This is a genomic window from Nonomuraea sp. NPDC048881 (genome assembly GCF_040649795.1).
Classification (GTDB): domain Bacteria; phylum Actinomycetota; class Actinomycetes; order Streptosporangiales; family Streptosporangiaceae; genus Nonomuraea.
Genome location: NZ_JBEZGC010000009.1, coordinates 385,899 through 402,389, shown reverse-complemented (window position 1 = coordinate 402,389; position 16,491 = coordinate 385,899). Strand labels below are relative to the sequence as shown.

At 70.4% G+C, this 16,491-nt stretch carries 20 protein-coding genes; 13 read left to right on the top strand and 7 right to left on the bottom strand.

All coding sequences use genetic code 11. From position 1 onward, the window contains the following. Positions 1–9: 9 nt before the first annotated feature. A complete protein-coding gene (locus tag AB0C33_RS31500) occupies positions 10–750 on the bottom strand; it encodes an SCO2322 family protein (RefSeq protein ID WP_358294158.1) in 741 nt (246 codons plus the stop codon). A gap of 84 nt (positions 751–834) precedes the next feature. Here AB0C33_RS31500 and AB0C33_RS31495 point away from each other — a divergent pair, with 84 nt between their 5' ends. After that, a complete protein-coding gene (locus AB0C33_RS31495; RefSeq protein ID WP_358294157.1) occupies positions 835–1,041 on the top strand; it encodes a hypothetical protein in 207 nt (68 codons plus the stop codon). Between the two features lie 59 nt (positions 1,042–1,100). On the opposite strand, the gene AB0C33_RS31490 is transcribed toward AB0C33_RS31495, so the two are convergent. Further along, complete coding sequence (locus AB0C33_RS31490) at positions 1,101–2,099, bottom strand: aldo/keto reductase family protein (RefSeq protein WP_358294156.1); 999 nt, start codon at positions 2,097–2,099, stop codon at positions 1,101–1,103. A gap of 56 nt (positions 2,100–2,155) precedes the next feature. Here AB0C33_RS31490 and AB0C33_RS31485 point away from each other — a divergent pair, with 56 nt between their 5' ends. Continuing rightward, positions 2,156–3,121, top strand: a complete 966-nt coding sequence (locus tag AB0C33_RS31485) for a hypothetical protein (RefSeq protein ID WP_358294155.1) — start codon at positions 2,156–2,158, stop codon at positions 3,119–3,121. A 109-nt stretch (positions 3,122–3,230) separates the two neighbouring features. Here AB0C33_RS31485 and AB0C33_RS31480 read toward each other — a convergent pair whose 3' ends face one another. Continuing rightward, positions 3,231–3,815 (bottom strand): DUF3043 domain-containing protein, encoded by a 585-nt coding sequence (locus AB0C33_RS31480; protein WP_358294154.1) that lies wholly within the window; start codon positions 3,813–3,815, stop codon positions 3,231–3,233. 151 nt (positions 3,816–3,966) lie between these two features. On the opposite strand from AB0C33_RS31480, the gene AB0C33_RS31475 reads away from it, so the two are divergent. From AB0C33_RS31475 to AB0C33_RS31450, 6 genes are all read left to right on the top strand, one after another. Next, positions 3,967–4,770: a PspA/IM30 family protein gene (locus AB0C33_RS31475; RefSeq protein ID WP_352323075.1), complete on the top strand. Its 804-nt coding sequence runs from the start codon at positions 3,967–3,969 to the stop codon at positions 4,768–4,770. Beyond that, positions 4,767–5,045: a hypothetical protein gene (locus AB0C33_RS31470; protein ID WP_352323076.1), complete on the top strand. Its 279-nt coding sequence runs from the start codon at positions 4,767–4,769 to the stop codon at positions 5,043–5,045. Before AB0C33_RS31475 ends, AB0C33_RS31470 begins: the two co-directional genes overlap by 4 nt. A gap of 5 nt (positions 5,046–5,050) precedes the next feature. Further along, the gene (gene htpX, locus AB0C33_RS31465) at positions 5,051–5,950 is read left to right on the top strand and encodes a zinc metalloprotease HtpX (RefSeq protein WP_358294153.1); all 900 of its coding nucleotides are present in this window, start codon (positions 5,051–5,053) and stop codon (positions 5,948–5,950) included. 7 nt (positions 5,951–5,957) lie between these two features. Next, on the top strand, positions 5,958–6,515 hold the full coding sequence (locus AB0C33_RS31460; RefSeq protein WP_358294304.1) for a hypothetical protein: 558 nt from the start codon (positions 5,958–5,960) through the stop codon (positions 6,513–6,515). A 25-nt stretch (positions 6,516–6,540) separates the two neighbouring features. Continuing rightward, the gene (locus AB0C33_RS31455) at positions 6,541–7,884 is read left to right on the top strand and encodes an alpha/beta fold hydrolase (RefSeq protein ID WP_358294152.1); all 1,344 of its coding nucleotides are present in this window, start codon (positions 6,541–6,543) and stop codon (positions 7,882–7,884) included. A 114-nt stretch (positions 7,885–7,998) separates the two neighbouring features. Continuing rightward, positions 7,999–8,598 (top strand): SIMPL domain-containing protein, encoded by a 600-nt coding sequence (locus tag AB0C33_RS31450; RefSeq protein WP_358294151.1) that lies wholly within the window; start codon positions 7,999–8,001, stop codon positions 8,596–8,598. A 129-nt stretch (positions 8,599–8,727) separates the two neighbouring features. Here AB0C33_RS31450 and nadA read toward each other — a convergent pair whose 3' ends face one another. Further along, positions 8,728–9,885, bottom strand: coding sequence for a quinolinate synthase NadA (nadA, locus tag AB0C33_RS31445; protein ID WP_358294150.1), 1,158 nt, complete (start codon positions 9,883–9,885; stop codon positions 8,728–8,730). A gap of 157 nt (positions 9,886–10,042) precedes the next feature. Between nadA and erpA the strand changes: the two genes are divergently transcribed. Beyond that, on the top strand, positions 10,043–10,396 hold the full coding sequence (erpA, locus tag AB0C33_RS31440; protein WP_049566397.1) for an iron-sulfur cluster insertion protein ErpA: 354 nt from the start codon (positions 10,043–10,045) through the stop codon (positions 10,394–10,396). Between the two features lie 108 nt (positions 10,397–10,504). Continuing rightward, positions 10,505–11,491, top strand: a complete 987-nt coding sequence (locus tag AB0C33_RS31435) for a carbohydrate kinase family protein (protein ID WP_358294149.1) — start codon at positions 10,505–10,507, stop codon at positions 11,489–11,491. A gap of 53 nt (positions 11,492–11,544) precedes the next feature. On the opposite strand, the gene AB0C33_RS31430 is transcribed toward AB0C33_RS31435, so the two are convergent. From AB0C33_RS31430 to AB0C33_RS31420, 3 genes are read right to left on the bottom strand one after another with little or no spacing between them, the layout of a single operon-like run. Further along, on the bottom strand, positions 11,545–11,973 hold the full coding sequence (locus tag AB0C33_RS31430; RefSeq protein ID WP_358294148.1) for a CBS domain-containing protein: 429 nt from the start codon (positions 11,971–11,973) through the stop codon (positions 11,545–11,547). Positions 11,974–12,026: 53 nt separating this feature from the next. Then, entirely contained in the window at positions 12,027–12,272 is a 246-nt protein-coding gene (locus tag AB0C33_RS31425; RefSeq protein WP_352353344.1) for a sulfurtransferase TusA family protein, read from the bottom strand. Further along, positions 12,269–13,411 carry an aminotransferase class V-fold PLP-dependent enzyme gene (locus AB0C33_RS31420; RefSeq protein WP_358294147.1) on the bottom strand — a complete coding sequence of 381 codons (1,143 nt, stop codon included), beginning with the start codon at positions 13,409–13,411 and terminating at the stop codon, positions 12,269–12,271. The genes AB0C33_RS31425 and AB0C33_RS31420 overlap by 4 nt, the downstream gene beginning before the upstream one ends. Positions 13,412–13,553: 142 nt before the next feature. Between AB0C33_RS31420 and AB0C33_RS31415 the strand changes: the two genes are divergently transcribed. The 3 genes from AB0C33_RS31415 to AB0C33_RS31405 are packed head-to-tail and all read left to right on the top strand — an operon-like array spanning position 13,554 to position 16,458. Further along, positions 13,554–14,387, top strand: coding sequence for a cytochrome c oxidase subunit II (locus AB0C33_RS31415; RefSeq protein ID WP_358294146.1), 834 nt, complete (start codon positions 13,554–13,556; stop codon positions 14,385–14,387). After that, positions 14,384–16,045: a cytochrome c oxidase subunit I gene (ctaD, locus tag AB0C33_RS31410; protein ID WP_358294145.1), complete on the top strand. Its 1,662-nt coding sequence runs from the start codon at positions 14,384–14,386 to the stop codon at positions 16,043–16,045. Before AB0C33_RS31415 ends, ctaD begins: the two co-directional genes overlap by 4 nt. Further along, positions 16,045–16,458: a cytochrome c oxidase subunit 4 gene (locus tag AB0C33_RS31405; RefSeq protein ID WP_352353336.1), complete on the top strand. Its 414-nt coding sequence runs from the start codon at positions 16,045–16,047 to the stop codon at positions 16,456–16,458. The genes ctaD and AB0C33_RS31405 overlap by 1 nt, the downstream gene beginning before the upstream one ends. Positions 16,459–16,491: the final 33 nt, after the last annotated feature.

The window sequence follows — 16,491 nt, the reverse complement described above, 5'->3', positions numbered from 1 at the left end:
GCCCAGAGGCTACCGACCGGCCCGACCGGCCCGACCGGCCCGACCCGGGCGACCGGGGCGGCGGCGGGCGGCCAGGGCCGTGCCCGCGCCGAGCAACAACAGCGCCCCCGCCCCGCCCGCGATCAGCAGCGCCGGAACTCCGCCGGGCGCGCTCGCGGGCGCGGCGGCCCGCTCGGCGACGCCCGCCTCCTGGGACGGGCCCGTCCCCGCGCCCTGGGACGGGGCCGTCCCCGCGGCCTGGGACGGGTAGCCGCTGACCGACACGACCTCGCCGCGCCCGTTCACGCCGACCCTGGCCGTGGAGGCCAGGAGCTGGGCGGCGGTCGCGTCCTCGGCGCCGGTCACGCAGCGCAGCAGCGGGTGCGCCGGCGGCCGCTCACCGGACGGGACGTCGCCCTCCCCGTCCCCGAAGTCCACCGCGACCGCCACCCGCTTGTGCCCCGAGCCGGCCGCGTCCTGGACGCACACCGCCGGGAACGACGGCAGCTCACCCCCCGGCGGCTCGCCCACCGACCCGTCGGCCGAGACCGCGAAGCGCCACCCGACGACCGAGCCGTCCGCCGGCTCGTACGCGGCCGTGGACGCCAGCCACGCCGTGCCGTCGCTGCGCCAGACCCCCCACAGCCGCACGATCCCCGGCGCGGGACCGCCGGGCCGCGAGGAGGGTGAGCCGAGCGCGGAGGAGGGGAGAAGGACTACGGCGGCCGCCCCCAGGACGACCGCCGCGGCAACACGGCCCGCGCGCAGCATCGATGGACCTCCGAGCTCGGGAGTAGGGTTCCAGTGCCGTCGGAGGGAAGGCGCCGGCGAACCCGCGGAGAAGGAGCGTATGGCATGACATGGCGGTGGCGTTATGAAAATGCAAATGGTGGTGAGGTGACGGACCGCCCTTTGCCGCGAGAGGTTTTCCCGAGTCAGGCCGATGCGGAGTCCTGGCTCGGGGAGAACTGGCGTGAGCTGCTCGAATCCGGGGTCGAGCAGGTGTCGCTGCTCGACGAGGACCGCGTCGAATACACGGGAATGTCATTGCGTCCGGAGTGATCCGCGAAAAAGGGAACCCCTTGAGCGCATTGCGGCTCAAGGGGTTTCCGTTTTCCGGTTCACGGACGGATGGCGGGGCTCACCGTCTTGGCCGGGTCGCGCTCCACGACCGTGCCGAGCACGTCGTCGATGCGCTTGAGCACGTCGTCCTCCAGCTTGACGCCGGCCGCCTTGACGTTGTCGCGCACCTGCTCGGGGCGGGTGGCGCCGACGATGGCGCTGGAGACGTTCGGGTTCTGCAGCACCCAGGCCACGGCGAGCTGGGCCATGGTCAGGCCGAGGTCGTCGGCGATCGGCCGCAGCTCCTGAACGCGGGTGAGCACGTCGTCGTTCATGTACCGCGCGATCATGGCGCTGCCGCTCGCGTCGGTCGCCCGCGAGCCCTGCGGAGGCTGCTGGCCGGGCAGGTACTTGCCGGTGAGCACGCCCTGCGCGATCGGCGACCAGACGATCTGGCCGAGGCCCTCGCGCTCGCTCAGCGGCACGACCTCCGCCTCGATGACCCGCCACAACATCGAGTACTGCGGCTGGTTCGACACGATCCGGTCGAAGCCCATCTCGTCGGCGATCTTCAGCGCGCGGCCGATCTGCTCGGCCGTCCACTCGCTGACGCCGACGTAGAGCACCTTGCCCTGGCGTACGAGGTCGTCGAACGTCTTGAGGGTCTCCTCAAGGGGCGTCTCGTTGTCGAAGCGGTGGGCCTGGTACAGGTCGACGTAGTCGGTCTGGAGGCGGCGCAGCGAGGCGTTGATCGACTCGGTGATGTGCTTGCGGGACAGCCCGCGGTCGTTCTTGCCGGGGCCGGTGGGCCAGTAGACCTTGGTGAAGATCTCCAGCGACTCCCTGCGGACGCCCTTGAGCGCCCGGCCGAGCACCTCCTCGGCTTTCGTCCCCGCGTAGACGTCGGCGGTGTCGAAGGTGGTGATGCCCTCGTCGAGCGCCGCCTGCACGCAGAGCTTGGCGGCGTCCTCCTCGACCTGGGAGCCGTGGGTGAGCCAGTTGCCGTAGCTGATCTCACTGACCATGAGACCGCTGCGGCCGAGGTGTCGGAATTCCATACGTTCGACCTTAGAGCGTCACATGAGCCGATTCGATTCGGGATAGGGTGCGCGACGTGCTCAAGCTCGTCCGCCAGGCTCTCACCGCGGCCGTCCTGATCGCCCTCGCGGTGCGGTTGCGCCGCCGGGCCCGCCTGCCGCGGGCCGAGCCGCCGCCGTCCGTCCCGGCGCCCGCGTCGCGGCGCCGACGTGTGGGAACGGTCCTGTCGTGGCTGGTCATCGCGGTCGTCGTGACGCTCACGCTGGGGTTCGCCCTGATGGGGACGTCGGTGCAGCGCGGCGCCCTGGCCCTCGTGCGCGCCGTCACCGAACAGCAGGAACCGCCCCCGGCGGGCCCCGAGCCCGTGACGCCCCTGACGGCCGTGATCCCCGTGACGCCCGTGGAGCCGCCGGCCGAGGCCGTGGCGACCGCGCAGCCCACGCCCGCCGCCTCCGCCGCCCAGGCGCCCAACTGCGCGCCCCGGCGCCGCCCGATCGACCCCCGCAGGGTCGCGCCCGACGTCAAGCGAGCCGTGGACGCCCAATGGCGGCGCATCGAACGCTGGCTCAGGAGCAACGCCCCCCGCACCTACCGCACGCTCGGCGGCCCGGTCAGGGCGCGCACGATCGCCGTGGCCGAGTCGCAGATGGGCGTGGACTTCCCCGACGCCCTGCGCGCCTCCCTGCTGCGCCACAACGGCGCGCGCGGCGCCGGCGTCCTGGGCTTCCGCCCCGGCGCCGGCGACCATCTCACCGTCCGCGGCATCAGGGACGCCTGGCGCGAGATGTGCGCCCGCCGTCCGGCCGGGTCCTGGGACGGCCTGCTGATCCCGATCCTGTCCTACACGGCCGCCGACGGCGTCACGGCGTACGCCACCGTGAGCTCGGCCGACGGGACGGTGTCCGGGGTCACGGGCAGGCGGCTGCGGTCGTCGTACACGCTGCTGCGGACCGTCGCCGACGCCCTCGAACGGGGCGGCGCGATCGACGGCCGCCGCCCCGTGGTCACCGGCGGTGTCCTGCGCTGGAAACCGGCCCGCTGAGCGGGGGCGCACGGCGGAAGGCGGGAAGCACGAGTGCCCACCACCGGACGGTGATGGGCACGCGGACGTCGCCGATAAGTCGTTTTCCCGAAAAATCGGGAAAACGGGGCTACTTCTTGGGCGGCGCGGGCTTCCCGCCCGGCAGCACCGTGGGCGGCGGGAACCGCAGCTTGCGGATCTGCAAAGCGCGCATGGCCGCGTAGAAGCCGACGCCCTTCACGCTCTCGTTCGGGAACTTGGCCGCGACCTCCTTCTTCACCTTCCACGCCACGTAGAGGGAGGTGGCCAGGACGCCGACCATCATGATCGGCCAGCCGACCGCGATCACGATGTTGAGCACCTTGGCGCGGATCTCGATCGGCCACGGGATCCAGGTCGCCAGCAGGATCAGTAGCGAGAACGGCAGGAAGTACTGGCTGGGCAGGCGCCGCGAGTCGACCCAGTCGCGCGCGAACTTGCGCCCCGGACCCTTGTCGCGAACCGGAAGATAACGCTCGTCACCTGCGAGCATGCCCTTGCGGGCCCGGTCGCGCTCGGCGGCCTGCTTGGCGCGCATCTGCCGATAGGCCTCCTTGCGGTCCTTCGGCGCGGAGACCGGCTGGCGTCGTCTGCCCTCGGCATCCCGGCGCTTGGGTGTGGGACGACCTTTACCCTGGGGCTTAGGATCGTCAACGGGGACGGGGGTGTCGTCCACGGAGGTTTGGGATCGGCGTCGCAACACACGTCAACCCTACCTGGACTGCAACTTAGTGACGCCCCCGTGCGTTATGCGTAGGGTAATCCCAAGGCGGCTGCGCTGCATTGGGTGAACACCAGCACGACCTAGAAGGGGACGGCCGACGCGCATGAGCGTGATGAAGAGACTTTCGATGATCTTCAAGTCCAAGGCCAACAAGGCCCTGGACAAGATGGAGGATCCGCGCGAGACGCTTGACTACTCCTATCAGCGGCAGCTCGAGTTGCTGCAGAAGGTGCGTCGAGGGGTGGCCGACGTGGCCACCTCGCGCAAGCGGGTAGAACTGCAGATCAACGGCCTGGAGGCGCAGGCCAGGCGCTACGAGGACCAGGGCCGCAAGGCGCTGTCCGTCGGGCGCGAGGACCTCGCGCGCGAGGCCCTGCAGCGGCGGTCCAATCTGCAGGGGCAGATGGCCGACCTCAAGGTCCAGCACGACAACCTGCAGGCCGAGGAGGAGAAGCTGACCACGGCTTCCCAGCGGCTGCAGGCCAAGGTCGACTCCTTCCGCACGAAGAAGGAGACGATCAAGGCGACCTACACCGCCGCCGAGGCCCAGACGCGCATCAACGAGGCGTTCTCCGGCATCTCCGAGGAGATGGGCGACGTCGGCCTGGCGATCCAGCGCGCCGAGGACAAGACGGCGCAGATGCAGGCCCGCGCGGGCGCGATCGACGAGCTGCTGGCCAGTGGCGCGCTCGACGACTTCAGCGGCACCCGCGGCGACGACATCCAGGCCGAGCTCGACCGCATGGGCGGCGGCATGGACGTCGAGCTGGAGCTGGCCCGGATGAAGGCCGAGCTGGGCCAGGGCCCGGCGCCCAAGAGCGCCATCGAGCAGGGGCAGCCCCAGCAGCAGGCCCAGCCGCAGCAGGGTCACACCCAGCAGCTGCGTCAGCCCGGGGAGAACGCATGATCGTCAGAATCATGGGCGAGGGCCAGGTCGAGATCTCGCCGGACGACATCGCGGTGCTCAACGAGCTCGACAGCGAGCTGGAGGCCGCCATCGAGACCGGTGACGAGGGGGCCTTCCGCGTCAAGCTGCACGCGTTGCTCGACAAGGTGCGCCATGTGGGCAAGGCGCTTCCCGACGACAGCCTTGAGCCGTCAGAGCTGATCCTTCCCCCCGCGGACGCCTCGATCGAGGAGGTCCGGGAGATGCTGGGCGACCAAGGCCTCATTCCGGGCTGAGTCCCGTGGGCACGCGGTTCGCGTCCGACAGCGGCCTGACCCGCCGCATGGTCGTGACGATGTTCCTGCTGGGGCTGCTCTACGTGGCGTTCGTCGGCGTGCTGATCGCCCTCGGCGTGCGCGCGCTGACCGTGCTGGTGCTCGCCGGGGGGCTGCTGCTGGTGCAGTACTTCCTGTCCGACCGCATCGCCCTGTTCGCGATGCACGGACGGGAGGTCTCCCCACAGGAGGCCCCCGAGCTCCACGGCCTGATCGACCGGCTGTGCGCGCTGGCGGACATGCCCAAGCCGCGGGTGGCGATCGCCGACTCCGACGTCCCCAACGCCTTCGCCACCGGTCGTAACCAGAAGCGGGCCGTCGTCTGCGTGACGACGGGCATCCTGCGCCGCCTGGAGCCTCAGGAGCTCGAAGGCGTCCTGGCGCACGAGTTGTCGCACGTCGCCCATCGCGACGTCGCCGTCATGACGATCGCCTCGTTCCTCGGCATCGTCGCCGGGCTGATGACGAGGTTCGCCCTGTACGCCGGCTTCGGCGGACGCCGGGACAACGGCCAGGGCGGCGTGCCGGTCGGGCTGATCATCATGTTCGTCTCGCTCGTCGTGTACGCCGTCAGCTTCCTGCTCACCAGAGCCCTGTCGCGCTACCGCGAGCTGGCCGCCGACCGGGCCGGAGCCCTGCTCACGCAGCGTCCCTCGGCCCTGGCCAGCGCGCTGACCAAGGTCACCGGCGACATGGCCCGCATCCCGACCACCGACCTGCGCGAGGCGGCGCCGTTCAACGCCTTCTACTTCGCCCCGGCCCTGGCCAGGGGGGAGACGCTGGCGAACCTGTTCTCCACGCATCCGCCGCTGGAGCGCCGGCTCGAACTCCTCGCGTCCATCTCCAAGCAGCTCGGAAGGGGCTGAGGTGCGCATGGGCTGGCTCGACTCGCTGCTGGGCCGGTCCAAGCCGGTCAAGCCCAACCTCGACGCGCTGTTCGCGCTGCCGTCCGCGGCCGTGACGCTCCAGGCCGCGACCGGTCTCGTCCCCACCGGTCTCGGCTCGGTGTCGTTCAGGGCGGCGGAGGGCGGCGCGTTCGCCACGCTGGAGAGCGACGTCAAGGCGCTGCTGGGCGGGCGCGTCGAGGAGTCCGACGACGGCTACGGCTACACCTGGCTGCTGGTCCGCCGCACGCCGGACGACGTCAGCGACCTGGTCACCGAGTTGCACGCGGTCAACTCCTCGCTGGAGTCGGCCGGATTCGGGCCCTCGCTGCTGTGCTCGCTGGTGTCGTTCGCCGATCCGGCGGGCAGGCGGCTGGCGGTGGTCTACCTGTACAAGCGCGGCACGTTCTACCCGTTCGCGCCGCTGCCCGGGAACAGGCGCGACAACGCCCTCGAACTACAGGCCAGAGGCGTCCTGGACGGCGAGCTGCCGCTGGAGGCCGACCTCGGCCGATGGTTCCCGGTATGGGGTGCTCCGGGCCTTTGACCACGGATGGTGTTCTAATCATCACGTGGAGCGAAGGTTGTTCGTCGCCGCGGCCTCGGCGCTCATCGTGGCGGCCGTGCTGTACAGCGCCTGGATCACCGGCCAGTTCACCACGCCCGCCGTGGACAGGACCGACGGCTACGTGAGCGAGCTGGCCGCCCGCGACCAGCCGTGGACGCGTCTGTTCCGGGTCAGCGACGTGCTGTCCGGGCTGGCCTGCCTGGCTGCCGTGGCGACGCTGCCCAGGGTGGCGCGCGAGTGGGCCGGCTGGCTGGCGCTGGCCGCCTTCGGGCTGCTGACGGTCGTCTCCGGCCTGGTCCCGCTCGACTGCGCCGTGCTCAGCGACCCCGCCTGCCGCGGCGAGACGGTCTCGCACCGGCTCCACATGGTGGCCGGCGCGCTGGCCACGACGGCCGTGCTGACCGCCATGGCGGTGCTCTCCGCGCGCTGGCGCTCGTGGGTGTCGTGGTTGTTCACCGGCCTGAACGTGGGGGCCACCGGGCTCATGCTGGCCGCCCTGGCCGCCGGGCGGCTGGCCGGCGTCGCTCACCGGATCCAGCTCACGATGGTCGCCGTCTGGGTCGTGTACGTGGCGCTCAGGCTGCTCGTCCACGACGACGACGAGGCCCCCTGCGGTCCTCCGCACGTCCTCGACCAGGGCGCGGGCCCCGGCGTGCTCATCACGGCGGGCCTCGGCGGCGCCTGGTTCCACTGGGACGCCGTGGCCGCCGGCCTGGCCGCCTGCCACCGGGTCGTCCGCTTCGACCGTCCCGGGCTCGGCCTCAGCCCGCCCGCGACCGACCGGCCCACCCTGTACGGCGAGGTGGCCCGGCTGGCCGCGCTGGCCCCCGCGCAGCCGTCCCAGGTCACCCTGGTCGCGCACGGCCTGTCCTGCTGGCACGCCGAGGCGTTCGCCCGGTTGCACCCGCTCTGCGTGGCCAAGCTCGTCCTGGTGGACCCCAGTCCGCCGCCCGTGCGCCGGCCGCTCGCGCTCGCCGCCGTCCTGGGCGCGTGGCTGCCCGCGCTCGGCGGCACATGGGGCGCGAACGTGCTGGCCCGCCTGACCGGGCCGCCGGCGCACCGCCTGGTCACGGGCATGGGCGACCCCTTCGGTGTGTACCGGATGGGCAAGGTGCCCGCGGCGGTGGCGGGGGAGTGGCTGGCCCGCCGCGACATGGCCGCCGACCTCCGTGACATCCGGGCCGGTCATCCCTTTCCCGACATCCCGGTCACCGTGCTCGGCGCGGGCGGCCGGGACGCCCGCAGGCAGAGCCTGGCGGCCCGCCTCGACGCCAAGCTGGTGCTGCTGCCCCGCTCGGGGCACCAGGTCGAGCTGGACGATCCGGGCGCGATCGTCGACGCTGTCTGAACCGCTGTCTGAACCGCTGTCTGAACCGCTGTCTGAACCGCTGTGTGAGCCGGCCGTGGGCGGGGGCAGGACACGCCCGTAGGATCGAGGCGAACCCAGTCTTAGGGGGCAGGCGTGGACATCTCCGTCGTCGGTGAGGGCAGCGTGCAGGCCGCGCCCGACGTCCTGCGGTTGCTGGCGGGCGTCGAGGTGCGCAGGGCGTCGGCGTCCGAGGCGTTCACGGCGGTCAGGGCCGCCGCGGCCCGGCTGGCCGACGCGCTGGCCGGGGCCGGCGTCGCGGCCCACGACGTGCGCACGGTCGAGCTCTCGCTCGGCCCCGAGTACGAGGTATATCCGAAGGTCTCCGCCTACCGGGCGGCCCAGGGCGTCGAGGTGGTCGTCAGGGACCTGTCGCGGGCCGACGCCGTCATCGACACGGTCGCCGGCGTGGGCGAGGAGGCCAGGCTCAACGGCGTGACCTTCGAGCTGTCCGACCCGGCGTCGGTGCTCGGCGAGGCCAGGGCGAGAGCGTTCAGGGACGCCGCGGCCAAGGCCGCCCACTACGCCGAGCTGGCCGGACGCCCGCTCGGCCCGGTCGTGTCGATCTCCGAGGAGATCAGGGGCGGCCCCCAGCCGCTGGTCGCGATGGCCGCGGCGGCCGAGAGCGCGTCCTCGGTCAGCCCCGGCCGCCAGACGCTCACGGTCGGCGTCCGCGTCGGCTACGACTTCGCCTGACCGAGCCGCAGCCGCAGCCGCAGCCGCAGCCGCAGCCGCAGCCGAGCCGCAGCCGGAGCCGGAACAGAGCCGGGCCCGTGGCGAGGGCGGGCGCTCCTCGCCACGGGCCCGGCCCGTCGGGGGAGGGCGTTACGGGAGCGCCAGCATGCGGTCCAGCGCCACCCTGGCCCAGTGGGCGGTGTCCTCGTCCACCGTGATCCGGTTGACGACGTCGCCCAGCACGAGCGACTCCAGCGCCCACACCAGGTGCGGCAGGTCGATCCGGTTCATCGTGGAGCAGTAGCAGACCGTCCGGTCCAGGAACGACACGTTCTTGTCGGGGAACATCGTGGCCAGCCGCTTGACCAGGTTCAGCTCGGTGCCGACGGCCCAGCTCGACCCGGCGGGAGCGGCCTGGAGGGTCTTGATGATGTGCTCGGTCGAGCCCACGTGGTCGGCCTTGAGCACCACCTCGTGCCGGCACTCGGGGTGGACCAGCACGTTCACGCCGGGGATGCGCGCGCGCACGTCGTCGACGGACTCGGCCGTGAAGCGGCCGTGCACCGAGCAGTGGCCCTTCCACAGGATCATCCGCGCCCGGTCGAGCTGCTCGCGGGTCAGCCCGCCGTCGGGGCGGTGGGGGTTCCAGACCACGCAGTCCTCCAGGGACATGCCCATCTCCAGCACCGCCGTGTTGCGCCCGAGGTGCTGGTCGGGCAGGAACAGCACCTTGCGGCCCTGCTCGAAGGCCCAGTCGAGCGCCCGTTCGGCGTTGGAGGAGGTGCACACCACCCCGCCGTTGCGCCCGCAGAACGCCTTGATGTCGGCGCTGGAGTTCATGTACGTGACGGGGACCACCTCGCCGGCCAGACCGGCGTCCTCAAGGGCCTCCCAGCACTCCTCCACCTGGTCGAACGTGGCCATGTCGGCCATGGAGCACCCGGCGGCGAGGTCGGGCAGCACCACCTTCTGGGCGTCGCCGGTGAGGATGTCGGCGGACTCGGCCATGAAGTGCACGCCGCAGAAGACGATGAACTCCGCCTCGGGCCGCGCGGCGGCCTGCTGGGCGAGCTTGAAGGAGTCGCCGGTCACGTCGGCGAACTGGATGACCTCGTCGCGCTGGTAGTGGTGGCCCAGCACGAACAGGCGGTCGCCCAGCGCCTCCTTGGCCTTGCGGGCGCGTTCGACCAGGTCAGGGTCGGACGCGGGCGGCAGCTCGCCGGGACAGTCGACGCCCTTCTCGCTGTGCGGATCGGCGCCCTGTCCGAGGACGAAGAGCGGCAGCCCAGTCTGGGTGGCCATCGCCATACCCCCTTATCGTCGTTTTGACGATACTCACCATGACACATGGACGAACGTGGTTATTCCGGGGGTAGGGGACCCGGGAATGTGTGGCATGGGCGAGGTGTTGGTAGCGTCATCAGTAGGACGTCGGAAACAGACAGCCGGGTTAGGGAGTCAGCAGATGACGGTTGAGAGCAGCGAGACCACGACGCAGGGCCTGATCCTGACTGACGCGGCCGCCGCGAAGGTCAAGAGCCTGCTGGAGCAGCAGGGTGAGGAAGGTCTGCAGCTGAGGGTCGCCGTGCAGCCGGGTGGTTGCTCCGGCCTGCGCTACCAGCTCTTCTTCGACGACCGTTCCATGGACGGTGACGTGGTGACGGACTTCGGCGGTGTCAGCGTGGTCACCGACCGCATGAGCGCGCCCTACCTGATGGGCGCCAGCATCGACTTCGTCGACACGATCGAGAAGCAGGGCTTCACCATCGACAACCCCAACGCCACCGGCTCCTGCGCCTGTGGCGACTCGTTCAACTAAGGGGTCACGGCTTCGGCCTGTGGGGTCCCGCCCGCCTTTGTGCGAGCGGGACCTTCGCGTATTCTCGTGGGGCTCATTGGCCTGCTGACAACGAGGAAGAAGAATCCCGTGCGCATCGCCGTAACCGGCTCCATCGCGACAGACCACCTGATGACGTTCCCAGGAAGCTTCGGCGATCAGCTCATCGCCGAGCAGCTCGACCGGGTGTCGCTCTCGTTCCTGGTCGACGACCTTCAGATCCGTCGCGGCGGCTGCGCGGCCAACATCGCCTTCGGCATGGGCTGTCTCGGCCTCAAGCCGATCCTGGTGGGCGCCGTCGGCAACGACTTCGCCGACTACCGCTCCTGGCTGGAGCGCCACGGCGTCGACTGCGAGTCCGTGCACATCTCCGAGACGCAGCACACCGCGCGCTTCCTGTGCACCACCGACGAGCACCACAACCAGATCGCCTCCTTCTACACCGGGGCGATGGCCGAGGCGCGGCTGATCGAGCTGCAGCCGGTCGCCGCCCGGGTCGGCGGCCTCGACCTGGTGCTGATCAGCCCCAACGACCCCGACGCGATGCTGCGGCACACCGACGAGTGCCGCCAGCGCGGCATCCCCTTCGCCGCCGACATCTCCCAGCAGCTCGCCCGCATGGAGGACGAGCAGATCAGGCAGCTCGTCGACGGCGCCGCCTACCTGTTCTCCAACGACTACGAGAAGGGGCTCATCGAGCAGAAGACCGGCTGGTCCGACGAGGAGATCCTCGACCGGGTCGGCGTCCGCGTCACCACGCTCGGCCCCAAGGGCGCCGTCATCGACCGCAAGGGCGAGCCGTCCATCCAGGTCGCCCCGGCCCCCGAGCGCGGCAAGGCCGACCCCACGGGCGTCGGCGACGCCTTCCGCGCCGGCTTCCTGTCCGGCCTGGCCTGGGGCCTGCCGCTGGAGCGCTGCGGCCAGATCGGCAACCTGACGGCCACGCACGTGCTGGAGCGCGTCGGCGGCCAGGAGTACGAGCTGGGGCAGAAGGTCTTCCTGGAGCGCTTCACGGCCGCCTACGGCGCCGAGGCCGCGGCCGACATCGCCGGCCACGTGCGCTGCTACCACCCCTGACACGCGTACGCCCCGCCCGCCGCAGGCGTGGCGGGGCGATCCCCGTACGGGTGTCAGCGCTTGGCGTACACCCGGTGCACGAACTCGGCGAGCTGGTCGTCCGGCAGGCACCGGGCGAGGTCGGCCTCGCTGATCATGCCGACGATGCGCTCGTTCTCCAGCACCGGCAGCCGCTTGATCTGGTTCTGCTCCATGCGCGACAGCGCCTCCTGCACGGTGGCGTCCGCCGTCACCCAGACCAGGCCGGTCGCCAGCTCGCCCGCCGTCACCTGCGCGGGGTCGTGACCGGCCGCGACGCACTTGATCACGATGTCGCGGTCGGTGATGATGCCGGTCACCCGGTCGTCGGGGCCGCACACGGGCAGCGCGCCCACGTCGTTGCTGCGCATCATCTGAGCCGCCCGGTCGAGCGTCTCGTGCGCGGCGATGCACTCCGCGCCCGTGCTCATCACGTCACGGGCGGTCTCGTTCCCCTTGGCCATGGTCTCCCCCGAATGTCGATGTGCCGTCAGGGGAGGGCCCTACCCACAAACCGTCAGTAGTTGCGCATCACGTGGATGGCCCAGCCGCCCTCGGGCAGCTCGTACGAGGCCACGTGGCGGTGGGACTTCAGCCGGCACCACGCCGGCACGTCGGTGTAGGCCGCCGGATCGTCGGCCAGCACCGCCACCACGGCGTTGAGCGGCACGTGGTTGATCTGCTCGGCGAGCATGATGATCGGGATCGGGCACTTCTTCCCGAGCGCGTCGATCGTCAATGACGGCTGAGTTACCTCGGTCATGCGACTCCTGCGTCGTGCCGGATGCGGCGCACCAGATCGGGCAGCACGGCCAGGAACCGGTCGACCTCGGCCGCGGACGTGCCCCTGGGCAGCGACACCCGGACATTCCCATGCGTCAGCACGCCCATCGCTTCGAGGACGTGCGATGGACGAAGCGTACTAGCGGTGCACGAGCTTCCGGACGATACGGCGAATCCCGCCTTGTCCAGTTCGGTGAGCAGCGCCTCGCCGTCGACGTAGAGACACGAGAAGGTCACGATGTGGGGCGCCCGCCCGACCGGGTCGCCGATCACCTCGACGTCCGGCACGACCTTCGGCACGGTCTCCCTGATCCGGGCGACGAGCGTGGACAGCCGGGCCTGCTCCTGCGCCGCCTCGGCGCTCATCGCGCGCAGCGCCGCCGCCGCGGCCACGATGCCCGGCACGTTCTCGAAGCCGGGGACCCGCCGCCGCTCGCGTTCGTCCTCGGGCAGGAACGAGCGGAACCGGGTGCCCTTGCGCACCGCCAGCACGCCCACCCCGGCCGGGCCGCCCCACTTGTGGGCGCTGGCGGTCAGCACCGACCAGCCCGGCGGTATCGGCATGCGGCCGGCCGTCTGGGCGGCGTCGACCAGCAGCGGCACCCCGCCCGCCCGGCAGGCGGCGGCGGCCTCGGCGACCGGCTGCACCGTGCCCACCTCGTGGTTGGCCGTCTGGAGGCAGGCCAGCGCCGTGCCGGGACGCGCGACGGCCTCGGCGAACGCGTCGAGGTCGACCCGCCCCTCCAGGCTCACGCCCACCGTCTCGACCGTGCCGCCGTCGCGTTCGTGCACGCCGGCCGCGTGCAGCACGCTGGAGTGCTCGACCGCGCTGGTGACCAGATGACGCCCGACCCTGCGCCTGCCGTGTAGGGTGCCGAGCACGCCGAGATGCGCGGCCTGCGTGCCGGACGAGGTGAACGACACCTCGTCGGGGCGCGCGCCGAGCGCCTCGGCCACCTCCGTGCGGGCCTGCTCCAGCAGCAGGTGAGCGCGGCGGGCCTGGGTGTACAGTCTCGCGGGGTCGGCCCAGCCGACGTCGATCGCCGCCAGCAGCGCCTCGCGTGCCTGAGGGTGGAGCGGCTCGCTCGAGGCCGCGTCGAAATACGCCACGAGACTCATCGTCCCACTTGCGGCGCCATCGAGGGGTCGCGCGGTAGGGCGGGACACCTGCACGCTAATGTGTCTGCAATCAGCTGTGCATTTGGAAATACGAGCACCCAAGGGAAAGACTCTTGGGCTTCATCTGTGGGGTAGGCGATCCGTGAGTCCGACTCGCCGTACGACGCGGCGTTCGTTGGCCCGGCGCAGGGTGCCGCGCGCCGCCGCTTTGGCGTTGCTGCTGGCCACTGCTACGGCGTGTGCTAATGACGTTCCCAAGTTCGACTGGTCCAACGGCCTGCTGCCCGAGGGCGTGACCGAGCAGGCCAAGGTCGTTCAGCATCTGTGGAACGGGGCCTGGATCGCCGCACTCGCCACGGGCGTCGTCGTCATCGTCCTGATCGTCTGGGCCGCGATCTTCCACCGCAAGCGCAGGGGGAAGGCCGAACTGCCGCCCCAGGTGCGCTACAACCTGCCGATCGAGATCCTCTACACGGTGGTCCCGCTCGTCATGGTCTCGGTGTTCTTCTTCTTCACCGCCCGCGACAGCAAGGCCCTCACGGACGTCGCGGGTGACGCGCCCGTCAAGGTCAAGGTCGAGGCCTACCAGTGGAGCTGGCGCTTCACCACGACCTACAACGGCAAGACGACGCAGCCCGTGTCCGGCATGCCGGTGCACGACTACCACCAGGGCCCTCAGCTGGTCCTGCCGACGAACACCAAGGTCGAGTTCGACCTCTCGACCGACGACGTGATCCACTCGTTCTGGGTGCCCGAGTTCCTGTTCAAGCGGGACATCATCCCCGGCATCCCGGAGGGCAACCCGGGGCGCAAGTTCGAGATCAAGACGCTCGGCGACGACCGCGTGGGCGTCTACGCCGGCCGGTGCGCCGAGCTGTGCGGCGTCGACCACAGCCGGATGCTGTTCTCGGTGAAGCTCGTCAAGCAGGCTGAGTTCGACCAGTACATCGCGACCCAGGCTGGGAGTGCCCAGTGACCGCCATCCAAGAACCGCTTCGGGCGCCGGTCCGGCCCGTCACCAAGGGCCAGATCATCGCCAAGTGGATGTCCTCGACCGATCACAAGATCATCGGGCACATGTACCTGATCACGTCGTTCGCCTTCTTCCTGATCGGCGGCGTCATGGCGCTGATCATGCGGGCCGAGCTGGCGCAGCCGGGGCTGCAGTTCACCAGCAACGAGCAGTTCAACCAGCTGTTCACCATGCACGGCACGATCATGCTGCTGATGTTCGCGACGCCGCTGTTCGCCGGCTTCGCCAACGAGCTGATGCCGCTCCAGATCGGCGCCCCCGACGTGGCGTTCCCGCGCCTGAACATGGTCAGCTACTGGCTCTACCTGTTCGGCAGCGTCATCGCCGTGTCCGGCTTCCTCACCCCGGGCGGCGCCGCCTCCTTCGGCTGGTTCGCCTACACGCCGCTGTCGAACGCGATCCACTCGCCCGGCATCGGCGGCGACCTGTGGATCATGGGCCTGGCCCTGTCGGGCCTCGGCACGATCCTCGGCGCGGTGAACTTCATCACCACGATCATCTGCATGCGCGCCCCCGGCATGACCATGTTCCGCATGCCGATCTTCACCTGGAACGTCCTGCTGACCAGCATGCTCGTGCTGATGGCCTTCCCCGTGCTGGCCGCCGCGCTGCTGGCGCTGGAGGCCGACCGCAAGCTCGGCACCCACATCTTCGACCCGGCCAACGGCGGGCCGATCCTGTGGCAGCACCTGTTCTGGTTCTTCGGCCATCCCGAGGTGTACATCATCGCGTTGCCGTTCTTCGGCATCGTGACCGAGATCCTGCCGGTCTTCAGCCGTAAGCCGATCTTCGGCTACATCGGCCTGGTCGGCGCCACCATCGCGATCGCCGGTCTGTCCATCACGGTCTGGGCGCACCACATGTTCCCGACCGGGCAGGTCCTGCTGCCGTTCTTCTCGTTCATGACGTTCCTCATCGCGGTGCCGACGGGCGTGAAGTTCTTCAACTGGATCGGCACGATGTGGCGGGGTCACCTGTCGTTCGAGTCGCCGATGTTGTTCTCCGTCGGCTTCCTGATCACCTTCCTGCTCGGCGGCCTGACCGGCGTCATCCTGGCCTCGCCGCCGCTGGACTTCCAGATCAGCGACACCTACTTCGTCGTCGCCCACTTCCACTACGTGGTCTTCGGCACGGTGGTGTTCGCCATGTTCGCCGGCTTCTACTTCTGGTGGCCCAAGTTCACCGGCAAGATGCTCGACGACAAGCTGGGCAAGGTGCACTTCTGGCTGCTGTTCATCGGCTTCCACACCACCTTCCTCGTCCAGCACTGGCTGGGCATGGTCGGCTTCCCCCGCCGGTACGCCGACTACAGCGCGGCCGACGGCTTCACCGACCTGAACATGATCTCGTCGGTCGGCGCGTTCATCCTGGGCGCCTCCACGCTGCCGTTCTTCTACAACGTCTGGAAGACCTGGCGGTCGGGGGTCAAGGTCACCGTCGACGACCCCTGGGGCTACGGCGGCTCGCTCGAATGGGCGACCTCCTGCCCGCCGCCGCGGCACAACTTCACCTCGCTGCCGCGCATCCGGTCCGAGCGCCCGGCGTTCGACCTGCACTACCCGCACATGTCCGCCAAGTCCGCCCAGGAGGTGGAGGCCTGATGAAGGTCCAGGGTTGGCTGTTCCTGCTGTGCGGCCTGTTCTTCGCCGGTGTCGACGTCGGCTACTGGTTCTGGACCAAGGCCGCGACCGGCCACGGTGAGCCCGTGGGCACCACCGCCATGGCGATCTCGGTCGGGTTCGCGTTCATGGTGGGCTACTACCTGATGTTCACCGCGCGGCGCATCGGCGCCCAGCCGGAGGACGACAAGCAGGCCGACATCAGCGACGGCGCCGGCGAGATCGGCTTCTTCAGCCCGAGCAGCTGGTGGCCGCTGTTCCTGTGCCTGGCGGCGGCCTTCGCCTTCGCCGGGTTCGTGATCGGCTTCTGGATGTTCCTGATCGGCGTGTTCCTGATCATCATGGCCATGATCGGGTTCGTGTTCCAGTACTACCGGGGCAACTTCTCGCACTGACAAGCGGCTCGAAGCGGGCGTCCTTCCCATAGG